Below are 12,660 nucleotides of genomic sequence, written 5' to 3' on the forward strand. Positions count from 1 at the left end.
CCCACAGAACGATTGGCGGGCCGGCAGTCGCAGCGACGTGGAGCTGATCTGGAACGGCGCGGCAATCGGACGGCCACCAACGAGCTCCTGCGTCACCCCAGCACGCCGCCGATGGCCATGACCCCGTCGGGGTCGTAGCTCCGGATCGCCCGGCGCAGGCGCGCGATCGTCACCTCGTCGTAGGCGTCGACGTACTCCTCGGGGGTGAACGTGAAGTTCGGCAGCCGGTAGCCACCGGTCCATGGGCGCATGGCCTCCAGGATCGCGGCCGCGTGGTCCTGGACGCCGGGGATCATGGCGATGCCGACGATCAGGAGCGAGTACGCCACGTCGCGGGAGGCGAACGCGGCCGGGTGATCGCCACCCCGGCAGATCGCCCCGCCCATCTGGCGCACCTCGACCAGCACCTGCGGCGACGGCACCCCCGGTCCTGTCAGCGCGAGCAGCGCTTCGGCGGCCTCTCGCGGGAAGTCCGTCAGCACGGCTGCCGCCTCGTACGCCGGCACCGGGTCCAGGGGGTCGGTGTGCACGGAGTCGATCGCGGTGTAGGGCTTGTAGGACACGTCGTCGAGCAGCACGGGCGCCGCTGCACGGATCGGGGCGAAGCGCCGCTCACCCTCGTCGGCGTCGCCGGTCCACACGTAGCGCACCGACAGCGTGAGCCTGCCTGCGAGCTGTGGAGGGACACCGGGCATCTCGGGGAGCTGGAACAGCGCGAAGGACGTGGTGCCGAGCTCGGGGAGGGCGTCGGACCACGCCCGCCAGCGCGAGACGACGGTTGCCGCGTCCGTGCCGTCGAACCACAGCGAGCCGCCGTAAAACATGGGCTGGTGCACCAGGTCGAACTCGATCGCGGTGACGATGCCGAGCATCCCCTTGCCGCCGCGCAGGGCGAAGAACAGGTCGGGGTGCTCGGTGGGGGTGGCCCGGCGCAGGACGCCGTCGCCGGTGACGAGCTCGATGGCGCGCACCTTGTCGATCGCGAGCCCGTAGGTCCGCGCCATCGGCCCGAGGCCGCCGCCGGTGGTGTAGCCGACGATGCCGACGTCGGTGATCGACCCGGACAGCGGTGCCAGACCGTAGGGTGCGGCGGCCTCGACGACGCGCAGCCACTTCACTCCGGCCCCGACCCGGGCCCATCCCTCCGGGTGGACGACGACCTCGTCGAGGCGTGAGGTCGTGACGACCAGCTCCGTGAGGAGGTCGGCCATCGGGCCGTGCCCGGTGGCCTGCGGTGTCACCCGCATCCCGTGCTCCGCGGCGAAGCGCACGGCCTCGACGACGTCCTGGTCCGTCTCCGCGGCGACAACGGCTGCCGGACGAACGGGGATCGCCACGTTCCACGGCGAGACGAGTGAGTCGTACTCGTCGTCGCCGGGGGTGGCGACCGTCCCTTGCGTGCGTGCGTCCAGCTCGGCGAACGGCACGCTGCGTTCAAGGTCGGCGGTGTAATCGGCGATGGTCATGACTGCCTCCGGGGCTTCGTCGTGGTGGTGTGGCACCACCGTGGACCCGGGGCCTTGAGCCGCCCTTGCCGCCGACTTGAGCCGGAAGACTCAGGCGGGGTGGGGCGACAGGAACAGCCCGCCGGGGTCGGCCGCCGCTCGGATGTCGACCAGTCGCTGCCACGAGCTGGTCGGCCAGCCGCGCCGCTCGTCCACGTCCGCATCAGCCATGAGCAGGTACGCCGACCCAGTGGCCCACGGCTCGAGGGCCCGTGTGACGCGGAAGGCGTTCTCGCGCACCGCGGGCCAGCCGGAGCCCTCGTCGAGACCCACGCAGAGGACCAGGAACGAGCCGTCCATGCGGTCCAGCGCTCCGGCGCGCGGGGCTGGGCGCGACACCGCGCCGCCGAGCTGGCGCAGCTCGACGAAGAGCAGGTCCGAACCCGATCCTTCGCCGGCCGTGGCGACCAGCGCCTCCACGGCGCCCTCGGGAAGACCGCCCACCAGCACGCTGTTCGCGTACACGGCCGTCGGCGCGACGGGGTCGATCTGGAGGTGGGCGACGGAGGCCGCGGAGCGTACGTCGAACGTGTCGATCTCCGGGCGCAGCGCCCGCAACGGGGCGAGCATCCGCGTCGCTTCCTCGGACCCCGCCAGCACGACGGCATCGATCATCACGTACTGGCGGCCGCGGACGTCGGCCGGCAGCCACGGCTCGTCGGGTGCCTGGAGGAGCCGGGCGACGCTGGTGACGCTATCCGGCGCCTCCGCGGCCCACGCACCCCACTCGGTCAGCACCCGCTGGGCGTGGGCCCAGTCCCAGGCCAGCATCCCGGCGTACACCGTGCTCACCGGGAGCAGGTCGAACTCGAGCGCTGTGACCACACCGAAGCCGCCACCCCCGCCGCGCGCCGCCCACAGCAGGTCGCTGTCGACGTCGTCGGTCGCTCGCACGAACGTGCCGTCCGCGAGGACCAGCTCGACGGCGGTGATCGCGCTGCACTGCAGCCCGTGCTGTCGGGCGTACCAGCTCAGTCCTCCTCCGAGCGACGAGCCCACCACGCCGACGCTCGGCCCGGATGTGTGCAGGGCCGCGAGGTCCACGCGGCCCGCTCGCTCGACCACGTCTCCCCAGAGCACGCCCGCGCCGACCCGGGCAGTGCGCCGCGCGGCGTCGATGCGCAGCTCGGTCATGGCCGAGGTCCGCAGCAGGACGGCGTCACCGAGGCGACCGGACAGCGGTGGGGCGCCGTGGCCGGTGCCCTGCGGTGCGACCTTGAGTCCCGCGGACGCCGCCGCGCGCAGCACCGTCGAGACCTCCGGAGCAAAGGCCGGATAGGCGACGGCGGCGGGGTAGGACTCGGCCTGGAGGTTCCACGGCAGGCGGGACTCGTCGTACGCGGGATCCCCGGGCAGGTGGACCGCGCCCCCGCACAGGCCGCGCAGCAGCTCGGCTCCAGACGAAGCTCCAGACGAAGCTCCAGACGAAGCTCCGGACGAGGCGAGTGGCGCGGGCTCAGGGAGCATGGGATTCCTCATGATCGGGGCGCTCCAGCGTGCCAAGGACGACTTGAGAACCACTTGAGCCGGGTCATGGCGCGGAGCCCTGCGCGGACTCGAGGACGGCCCGCACCGTCCCGGGCGTCAGGAACAGCCGTTGGGCGACCTCGTTGACGTCGAGCCCGGTCGAGGCCAGCTCCATCACCCTCCGCTGGCGGCTCGTGATCCGGGTGGGTACGCCGTCGACGTCCGTGACGCTCTCTCCCCGCTGCGCGAGCGCGGCCGCCGCGTCGCGCGCGACCGTGCGCGCCCCGCAGGCCCGGGCGGTGGCGTGCGCGGCCCGCAGGAGGTCCACGGCCTCCGCGGGGGAGACTTCATCGGAACGTCCCAGGGCGAGCCGGGCACGGGCCTCCTCCAGGACCGCGCACGTCCCGGAAAGGACCTCGACGGCCTCGCGGAGGTCGGCCGTCCCCTCGGAGCCGCGAAGCTCGCCGAGCACCCGCAGGGACGGCCCGAGCGCGGTCGGCGCCCCCCACAGCCGCTGGAGCGCGACCTCCTCCCGCGCCAGAGCGACCGCCTCCTCGGTGCGCCCGAGCGCGGCCAGCGCCTGTGCCTGGAGCCCACGCCACGGAGCCCATGCGGGGTTGGCCACCGGGGAGTAGGTGATCGGGGCGGTCAGCTCGACCAAGGCTTCGGAAGGCCGGCCCCGCTCCAGGAGCAGCCGCGCTGCAGAGTCCCGCAGCAGCCTGCCGCCGTCGCCGACCCACGGCAGCGCGTGGCTCTCGTCCAGGCTCGCGGCGGCCGCGTCGAGGTCGCCGAGGTCGGTCAGGACGCCGAGCGTGAACGCGGCCGCGTACGTCGAGGTGGCCCCGGAGATGCCCCAGACGCGCTGCTGCTCGGCGGCGTCGGTCAGCGACTGCAGGGCGTCGTCGAGCTGACCGCGACGCCACTGGGTGAAGCCGCGCCACAGGTTGACGGAGAGGGCGGCGAACAGGCCGCCCGTCGCGTGCGCCCGCACCAGAGCGCGGTCCCAGAAGTCGCCGAGCTCGTCGTCGGCAATCAGCCGGACAGTTGCGGCCACGATCCAGAGCAGCCCGCTGTCGATCGCCAGGAGTCGGTCTCCCTCCAGGGCGAAGCGAGCCAGCTGCACCGCCCCGGCCCGGTCCCGGCCGTCTCGCAGCAGCTCGTACGCCAGCGTCGCGGCGAGCATGCGTGCCCCGTCGCCGTCCCCGGACACGACGGGTACCGGACCCGCCCGGTAGGAGTCGGCGGGCAGGCCGTGCATGTAGCCCGCGATGCGCTGCAACGCGATCAGGCCCTGCCGCTCGTCGTCGAGCTCGTCCGGAAGGTCTGCGGCCGCGGCTCGTGCGAACGTCGTGGCCACGCCCGGCGGGGAGACGAAGACGTGCGTCCGGACGATGTCGATCGCCAGCCGGGCGCGCTCGCGGGGCTCGTCGAGGGCCTCGTACGCGTCGCCGAGGTGGGCCGCGCCAGAGGGTCCGTCGACGTGGACCTCGACGCGCCCGAGCTCGACGAGCACGCGAGCGCGATCGGGTCCCGACACCGGCTCTTCCAGGGCTCGCCGCAGGAGTCCGGCAGCCGCGTCCGACGCGCCGCGCGAGATCGCCGTGCCGGCCGCGGCACGCAGCAGCTGGACCGTGGCGGCGCTGCCCCTGCGCGGTGCCCGCAGCACGTGGACCGCGACCTGCTCCGGGGTGGCGCCCTGCTCCAGAAGGACCTGGGCTGCCCGGTCGTGGTGCAGCGCCCGCTCGCCGACGGGCAGGTCGTCGTAGACGGCGTCGCGGACCAGCGGGTGGACGAAGGTCAGGTGCCGGTCGTCCGTGAGGATCTCGCTGCGGCTCAGGATGTCCAGGGCGGTGGCCATCTCGGCCTCGGGCTGCTGCGCGAGCGCCGCGACGGTGGGCAGGTCCGCAGCCTCGCCCAGCACCGCGACGGCGCGCGCGGCGGCCGTGACCGTGGGTGGCATCCGACGGAGGCGCAGCATCACCAGCGAGGAGACGGCGCGGGAGCCGACCGCTCGCACGGTGTCGACGTGGGAGACGTCGGGCCGGACCCCCTCGTCGGCCAGGGCGCGCAGCAGCTGTCGCAGGAGCAGCGGGTTGCCGGAGGTCATGCGGTGGCAGACCTCGACGAACGCGTCGGCCCCGTCGCCGAGCCGGTCCCGCACGAGCGTCGCGGCCGCCTCGGTGGACAGCGGAGCGGGCCGCAGCACGGTGACCGACGGGTCCAGGGCGATGTCCGCGAGCAGCGCGTCGTCGGGATGCTGCTCGCCCGTCCGCAGGGCGAGAACGACGAGGACCGGGAGGCCTTCGAGCCGCTTGACGAGGTACGCGAGGTAGCGCAGCGACGCGCTGTCGCACCACTGGATGTCGTCGACGCAGATCACCAGCGGCCCGGCGGCGGCGAGGTTCACGGTGAGCCAGTAGAGGCCGTGCAGCACGGCGAAGCTGCCGCTGTCCGTGGCGTCGACGCCGGCCACGTCCTCGAAGACCGCCGTCGCGACGGAGGCGGCACCGGCGAGGAGCGTGCCGCGGACCGAAGGGTCGCTCGTGCAGGGTTCGAAGAGCTGGCGCACGGCGCCGAAGCCGAACGGTCGCTCGAGCTGGCTGCCCCGGGCGGACAGGACGCGCACCTGCGCCGAGGTCGCCAGACGCACGGCCTCCACGAGGAGTCGCGACTTGCCGATGCCGGCCTGGCCTTCCACCAGCACGCACCCGGCTCGGCCCTCGACCAGCTCGTCGACGATCCGCCGCAGGGTTGCGACCTCCCGGGCCCGGTCGACGAGGTCGGTCGGCGCGACCGGCTGGGCGGGGGTCTTCTCGACCACCAGGTCCACCGGCACTCGCCGGGCCGGTCCGTCGAGTGCCGGCGACTGGGCGAGCACCTCCGCCTCGAGCGTGCGGAGCGCCGGTCCCGGGTCCACGCCGAGCTCCTCGGCGAGCGTCTCCCGCGCCCTCCGCAACGCGGCCAGCGCACCCGCCTGCCGCTGGGCCCGGTAGAGGGCGAGCGCCAGCAGGCGCCAGCGCTCCTCCCGCAGCGGGTCCTCGGCGACCAGGGCTTCGAGCTCACCGATGACCACCGCGGCGTCGCCGAGCTCGAGCCGGGTCTCCAGGCGCCGCTCGCGCGCCACGGCGTGCAGCTCGGTCAGCCGCAGGGTCTCCGCCTCGACCCAGGGCTCGCCGAGGTAGTCGGCGTACGCCGGACCGCGCCACAGCCGGAGGGCGTCGTCCAGGGTGCACACCGCCTCGGCCGGTGCGAGGCCCGCCGCGGACGCCACCGCTGACTCGAAGCACCACGCGTCGACCGCGTCGGGCTCGAGCCGCAGGACGTACCCGGCCGCCTCGCGGGCGAGGACACCGTCGCGCTGGCGGGCTGCCGCGTCAGGCTGGAGCGCCCGTCGCAGGTGGCTGACGTACGCCTGGAGGGCGCCGGCCGGGTTCGCAGGTGCGTTGTCCCCCCAGACGCACGCGGTGAGACGGTCGTCGGAGACCACCTGGTCGCGGGCGATGACCAGCGCCGCGAGGACGGCGCGCTGACGTCGCCCGCCGAGGTCGACGACCGCGTTGTCGCGTGTGGCCGCCACCTCGCCGAGCACCCGGAGCCGAACCGTCGTACCGAGGTCCGCCACGCTGCCCAATCTGTCTCGGAGAAGAGGACGCGATTGCCCGAACAGGCGTGGCCCCGCGCACGACGCAAGCCGTCCTCAGGACCGGCTCAAGGGTCCCGCGGCACGGTCGGACACGGCAACCCCGCCACCCGATCGAGGAGAGAAGACGATGTACCCCAAGACCACGACTGCCGCCGCGCTGATCGGCACCGTCCTGCTCGCGCTCGTCGCTGCCACCCCGGCTTCGGCCTCGCCGCGGCCCGGTATCGACCTCCGCGGAGCCGACGTCGGCTCGTACGTGCTCGACGCCGACGGGACCGCTCGCCTGAACGGCACGGTCACCGGCGTGCCGTTCGACGGTGCCTACACGGCCCGGCTCTCCAGCTCGGACGGCAGCCTTCCGGCGCCCGGTGAGTGCGAGCCGGCCACCGCGGCTGTCCACGTGACCGGGACGAGGCACCGCAGCCTGGACCTCGCGGCCACCGGTGAGGTCTGCGGCGAGTGGGCCGACGAGACGTACGTCGTCACCCATCGCTTCGTCGGGCGGTACGTCGTGACCGACGCATCCGTGCGCCGGCTCCGCGGGACCGACGGCTGGACCTCCTTGATCCTCGCCACCGAGAGCCGCGCGAACATCGAGGCGATCGACACCTGAGGTCTCGGCTTGACGGCGCGGCGAGTGCTCCCGTCAGCCCAGCACGACGGGCACGGTCGCGACGCCGAAGACCAGCGAGAGCTGCCGGTACTCGAGGTCGGCCTCGGGGACGGCGAGGCGCATCTCCGGGAAGCGGCGGGACAGACGCCCGTAGGCCGAGCGCAGCTCCATCCGGGCGAGCTCGGCACCGACGCAGCGGTGGACCCCGTACCCGAAGGCGAGGTGCGGTGGGAGATGGCGGTGCGGGTCGACGTCGTCGAGCGAGGACGAGTCGGCGGTCCGCGGGTCGCGGTCGGCCAGGGACAGTGACACGAGCACGACGTCGCCCGCGCGGATGCGTCGCTCGCCGACCGTCACGTCTGCGACGGCGAAGCGGGGGAACGCGACCTGGACGACGGTGAGGTAGCGGAGCAGCTCCTCGACGGTCGCCGCGCAGACCGTGTCCGACTGGCCCACCTCGCGGTACATCAACGGGTCGCGCAGGAGCACCACCGTGCCCAGCGCGAGCATCGCGGCCGACGTCTCCAGGCCGCCCGTGAGGACGCCGTCGCACAGGCCGGCGAGCTCCACGTCGGTCAGGTCGGAGCTGCGGACCAGTCGGCCGAGCAACCCGGGGCCGGGGTCCGAGCGGTGCCGCTGGACGACGCCGACCAGGGCGTCCACCGAGGTGGAGATCGCTCCGAGAGCCCCGCCGGCGCCGGCCGTCGCGTCGAACCGGGCCGCGCTCAGGGCGGCGAGGGCGGTGTGCTCGGAGGCGTCGACGCCCAGGAGCTCGGTGATCACCCGCGTCGGGACGGGCCACGCGAGGTGCTCGGCCAGGTCGGTGATGCCCTCGTCGTCGGCCGCGGCCGCCATCACGTCGAGCTGCTCGTCGACGATCTCGTCGATCCGGGACTGGAACTGGGCGAGGCGGTGGCCCGTGAACTCCGGAGTCAGGAGCCGGCGCAGGCGCGTGTGGTCGGGCGCGTCGGCCATGCCCAGGCCGCCGGGGTCGCGCGCGGGGGACGCGCCGACGGCCCCGACCACGTGCGAGTAGTCGTTGCTGAACGAGGTCGTGTCCGACAGGACGGCGCGGGCCTCGTCGTACCCCGAGACCAGCCACCCCCGCAGACCCAGCGGGAGTCGCAGAGAGCTCACCGGCGACCGGTCCCGCAGGGCGCCGAGCGACGGCAGCGGGTCGAGGCCGTCGCGGCGCAGGGGTGCCAGCGTCGCCTCCGGCAATGAGGCGAGCAGCGAGCCGTTGCCGCCGCGGGCGCGGACGGCGAGGCCCAGCAGCTGCCGCCGGGTGGCGGTCGCGACGCGCTCGAGCATGCGCTCACCGTCGCACAGGCGGGGCGGAAAACAGGCCAAACCTGGACGAAACATTCCCAACGGGACCCGGGTGGCGCCATCATGGCGAACGTGAGCGAGGGCGCCGACCTGGTCGTGAGCGACCTCAGCGTGGAGTACCGGACCGGCGGCGAGGTGGTCCGGCCCTTCGAGCGCGTGGACCTGCGGGCGCGGTACGGCGAGCTGGTCGCTCTGCGGGGCCCGAGCGGGTGCGGCAAGACGACCGTCCTGTCGGTCCTCGCCGGCCAGCTGACCCCGGCCACCGGCACGGTCACCCTCAGCGGTCGGCCGATCAGGGGCCACCAGATCGTGGGCATCGTGTTCCAGGCGTTCAACCTGATCCCCAGCCTGACAGCGGCGGAGAACGTGATGGCGCCGCTGGTGCTGACGGGAACGTCGCGGCGCGCCGCACAAGCGTCAGCGGCACGCCTCCTCGACGAGCTGGGTCTCGCCGCCCGGGCGGACCACCGGCCTGGCACCCTCTCCGGCGGGGAGAAGCAGCGGGTCGCGTTCGCCCGCGCGCTCGTGCACGATCCGCCCCTGCTTCTGGTCGACGAGCCGACCGCGCACCTCGACGCCGATCACGTGGGTGTCGTGCTCGACCTGCTGCGCGGGCTCGCGAACAGCGGACGGCTCGTCGTCGTCGCGACCCATGACGACCGGGTGAGCGCGCTCGCGGACTCGGTCACCGACCTTGCGCCGTTCGTCGTGGCTGCATGATCGCGCGGGGTGCACCGCCGTGGCTGGCGCTGCTCTGGGTCGCCGCGGTGGTGAGCCGCCGGAACGCGGTCCGGCTGCCGGCGCTCCTGGTCGCCGGCGCGTGCACGCTCTTCTTCCGGGACCCGCACCGACGCGGCGACGACCCGGAGGCACCCTTCGTCTGCCCGGCTGACGGGCGCGTCACCCGCGTGGAGGAGCGCGACGGACGGTGGCTCGTTTCGACGTATCTCGACCTGCTCGACGTGCACGTGACCCGCAGCCCGTGCGAGGCGACCGTCCGTGTCCGGCACCATCGCGACGGCGCGCACGTCCCCGCGTTCCAGCCGGACGCGCACGAGAACGAGGCGGTCCATTGGGACCTGGACTCGCCCCACGGGCCCGTCGTGCTGACCCAGCTGGCCGGCGTCCTCGCTCGGCGGATCGTGCCGTACGTCGGAGCGGGCGCGGAGGTCGGCAAGGGGGAGCGGATCGGACTGATCCGGTTCGGGTCGCGGGTCGACGTGCTCCTACCGGCGGGGATTGCGCCGGCGGTGCACGTCGGCCAACGGGTGACCGGCGGCCGCACGACGCTGGCGACGGCCTGACGTGATCGGCATCGTGCGCCCGAGCGCTGCCGACTTCCTGACCTTGGGCAACGCGCTGTGCGGCGCGGCGGTGATCGTGCTCGTCGCGACGACGGACGCGGCAGTCCTGAGCACGGAGCGTCTCCTGCAGGTCGTGGCCGTGCTGCTGGTCTGCGCGACGGTCCTCGACACGGTCGACGGGCCGGTCGCGCGGCGGTGGGGCGGGTCGGTGCTCGGCGCGCAGCTCGACAACCTCGCGGACTGCGTCACCTTCGGGGTCGCACCTGCGGTCGCGCTGTCGGTGCTCGTCGGCCGCGACGGTGGCGGCAGCCCGGTCCTCGTCGGTGGAGCGCTCGTGTACGTGGCGGGCGCGCTGTTGCGGCTGGCCGACTTCGCTGCCGTGCGTCACGACCAGTCGGACTTCACGGGCCTGCCGTCGCCGCTCGCTGCCACGTGCGCCGTCGTGCTCGGATTCCTCGCACCGAGCGCTTGGGTCGCCGCGCTGGCGCTCGCGGCCCTGGGGCTGATGATGATCAGCAGCGTCCACTACCCGGCACAGCGCGGCGCCGCCCTCGCGCTCTCGTCGGCGGGCTGGATCGTCTGGCTCGGGGGTGCGCTCGGCCTCTACCCGATGACCGGCCCGGCGATCGCCGGGCTCGTCGTGGTGCTGCTCGTCGTTCCGGTGGCGCACACCGTGCGGCTCCAGACGACCGTGGTCTCGGTGCAGGTCGACCCATGATCTGGCTGACGGTGCGCGACCTGCGCTGGCGGGCCAGGCGGACGGTGCTCGGCGTCCTGGCCACCGCCTCGGTCCTGGCGATGACGCTGCTGCTCGGTGCCGTGCACGACGCGTTCCTCGCCGAGACGACCCGGACCGTCGCGTTCTTCGGCGGCGACACCTGGGTGGTGCCGACGGGAGTCGCGGGGCCGTTCACGACGAACTCGCCCGTGCCCGTCTCGGCCGGGCCCGACGACGCGACGCCCGTCGCGATCTTCCGGCACGTCGCCGAGCGGGCGAGCGGTCCGACCGACGTGAACGTGATCGCCTATCGCCCCGGTGGAGTGGTCGCCCCGCTCACCGTCCAGGGCAGGGCGCCCGTGCGGGCCGGTGAGGCCGCCGTCGACGAGACCGTCGGCGCCCGGGTCGGAGAGTCGTTCACGCTCGGCGGGCACCCGGTGGTCGTCGTCGGCAGGCTGCGTGGCCTGACGTACAACGGGGGCACCCCGACCGTCGTCGTGACCCTCGAGCAGGGGCAGGAGATCGCGTTCGACGGACGCGACCTCGCGGGTGCGTTCGTCGTGCGCGGGACACCCGCGGTCGCCGACGGCCTGACGACCATGACGCCCACCGAGGTCCGCGACGACATGCGGCGCCCTCTGGCCGTCGCGACCCGGACCCTGGCGCTCCTGTCCGCGCTGCTGTGGCTGGTCGCCGCGGGGATCGTCGCGTTCGTCTGTTACGTGTCCGGCCTCGACCGTCGGCGCGACGTCGCGGTCCTCAAGTCGATCGGCGTGCCCACGTGGCGGCTCGTCGGTGGGGTCGCGCTCGAGGGTGTGCTCCTGGCGGGCCTCGCCGCCGCGACGGCGGTCGTCGCCGCCGTGCTGCTGGTCCCCGCGTTCCCGTTGCCGGTGAGCGTCACGTTCGCGCAGTGCGTGGTCGCGCTGGGGGTCGGCGTCGTGATCGGCATGGTCGCCGCCTCCGCGAGCCTGCACCAGGTCGTCGTGACAGATCCCGCGCTGGCGTTCGCGAACGCCTGAAGGTCAGCCCGGGGGAGCCGGTGGGTAATGTCTCGGCACGGGACCGATGACGCTCTGGGGGCGACTGGGTGTCCTGCCCGATCCCGCGAAGGAGAGCACGATGTCGCCCGACCAGCTCACGTTCGACAACCCGGTCGAGCGCCACTCGCACATCAAGCCGCACGCCTCGTGGCAGCCGGTGCCGGGGCTCGACGCGGAGCTCGACCCCCAGGCAGACCACGGCGAGACCACCTACCGGGGAACGGGTCGTCTCCCGGGGCGCAAGGCGCTCATCACCGGCGGCGACTCGGGCATCGGGGCGGCGGTGGCGATCGCGTTCGCGCGCGAGGGTGCGGACGTGGCGCTGAGCTACCTGCCGGAGGAGCAGGTGGACGCCGAGGCGATCGCGGAGCACGTGCGCGCGGCCGGTCGCACGGCGGTGCTGCTGCCGGGGGACATCCGGGACCGCGCGTTCTGCCGGTCGATGGTCGCCGACGCGGTGGAGGGTCTCGGTGGGCTCGACATCCTCGTCAACAACGCGGCGCACCAGGTGTACCACCAGTCGTTCGACGAGCTGGACGAGGACGACCTGGACCGCACGATCCAGACGAACCTGTACGCGATGTTCTGGATCACGCGCGACGCCCTGCCGCACCTGCCGCCCGGTTCCACGATCATCAACAGCACGTCGGTGCAGGGGTACAACCCGTCGCCGATGATCATCAACTACGCGTCGACCAAGTTCGCCATCATCGGCTTCACCAAGGCCCTGGCCGCCGACCTCGCGCCGCGGGGTATCCGCGTGAACGCCGTCGCGCCGGGGCCGGTGTGGACGCCGCTGCAGGTCTCGGACGGGCAACCCACGGAGAAGCTGAACGGCTTCGGCGAGTCGTCGTGGCTGGGCCGGACGAGTCAGCCGGTCGAGCAGGCTCCCGCCTACGTGTTCCTCGCCTCGCCAGAGTCCAGCTTCGTCGTGGGAGAGGTCATCAACGTCAACGGCGGCGCGAACGTGCCCTGACAGTGACGACGCTGCGCCGCATCCAGTGCTCGGGGCACGGAGTACCTCGGCGCGATCCGGGAGAG

General features: G+C 73.6%; 10 protein-coding genes. 6 read left to right on the plus strand and 4 right to left on the minus strand.

The genetic code is table 11. From position 1 onward, the window contains the following. Window positions 1-92: 92 nt before the first annotated feature. The 3 genes from AC1DPN_RS14585 to AC1DPN_RS14595 form a co-directional block, all read right to left on the minus strand. The gene (locus tag AC1DPN_RS14585; protein WP_477085489.1) at window positions 93-1,466 is read right to left on the minus strand and encodes an FAD-binding oxidoreductase; all 1,374 of its coding nucleotides are present in this window, start codon (window positions 1,464-1,466) and stop codon (window positions 93-95) included. 90 nt (window positions 1,467-1,556) lie between these two features. Next, complete coding sequence (locus tag AC1DPN_RS14590) at window positions 1,557-2,972, minus strand: FAD-binding oxidoreductase (protein WP_477085490.1); 1,416 nt, start codon at window positions 2,970-2,972, stop codon at window positions 1,557-1,559. A gap of 64 nt (window positions 2,973-3,036) precedes the next feature. Further along, complete coding sequence (locus AC1DPN_RS14595; protein WP_477085491.1) at window positions 3,037-6,594, minus strand: BTAD domain-containing putative transcriptional regulator; 3,558 nt, start codon at window positions 6,592-6,594, stop codon at window positions 3,037-3,039. A 148-nt stretch (window positions 6,595-6,742) separates the two neighbouring features. On the opposite strand from AC1DPN_RS14595, the gene AC1DPN_RS14600 reads away from it, so the two are divergent. Continuing rightward, window positions 6,743-7,228, plus strand: a complete 486-nt coding sequence (locus AC1DPN_RS14600; protein WP_477085492.1) for a hypothetical protein — start codon at window positions 6,743-6,745, stop codon at window positions 7,226-7,228. Window positions 7,229-7,261: 33 nt separating this feature from the next. Here AC1DPN_RS14600 and AC1DPN_RS14605 read toward each other — a convergent pair whose 3' ends face one another. Next, a complete protein-coding gene (locus tag AC1DPN_RS14605) occupies window positions 7,262-8,539 on the minus strand; it encodes a cytochrome P450 (protein ID WP_477085493.1) in 1,278 nt (425 codons plus the stop codon). An 81-nt stretch (window positions 8,540-8,620) separates the two neighbouring features. Here AC1DPN_RS14605 and AC1DPN_RS14610 point away from each other — a divergent pair, with 81 nt between their 5' ends. From AC1DPN_RS14610 to AC1DPN_RS14630, 5 genes are all read left to right on the plus strand, one after another. Beyond that, a complete protein-coding gene (locus tag AC1DPN_RS14610; protein ID WP_477085494.1) occupies window positions 8,621-9,277 on the plus strand; it encodes an ABC transporter ATP-binding protein in 657 nt (218 codons plus the stop codon). Further along, window positions 9,274-9,861, plus strand: a complete 588-nt coding sequence (locus tag AC1DPN_RS14615; protein WP_477085495.1) for a phosphatidylserine decarboxylase — start codon at window positions 9,274-9,276, stop codon at window positions 9,859-9,861. Before AC1DPN_RS14610 ends, AC1DPN_RS14615 begins: the two co-directional genes overlap by 4 nt. 1 nt (window position 9,862) lies before the next feature. Further along, window positions 9,863-10,579 (plus strand): CDP-alcohol phosphatidyltransferase family protein, encoded by a 717-nt coding sequence (locus AC1DPN_RS14620; RefSeq protein ID WP_477085496.1) that lies wholly within the window; start codon window positions 9,863-9,865, stop codon window positions 10,577-10,579. Then, the gene (locus tag AC1DPN_RS14625) at window positions 10,576-11,598 is read left to right on the plus strand and encodes an FtsX-like permease family protein (protein ID WP_477085497.1); all 1,023 of its coding nucleotides are present in this window, start codon (window positions 10,576-10,578) and stop codon (window positions 11,596-11,598) included. The genes AC1DPN_RS14620 and AC1DPN_RS14625 overlap by 4 nt, the downstream gene beginning before the upstream one ends. Before the next feature lie 100 nt (window positions 11,599-11,698). After that, window positions 11,699-12,595: an SDR family oxidoreductase gene (locus AC1DPN_RS14630; protein ID WP_477085498.1), complete on the plus strand. Its 897-nt coding sequence runs from the start codon at window positions 11,699-11,701 to the stop codon at window positions 12,593-12,595. Window positions 12,596-12,660 lie beyond the last annotated feature (65 nt).

The organism is Cellulomonas sp. P4_H4, assembly GCF_056400865.1.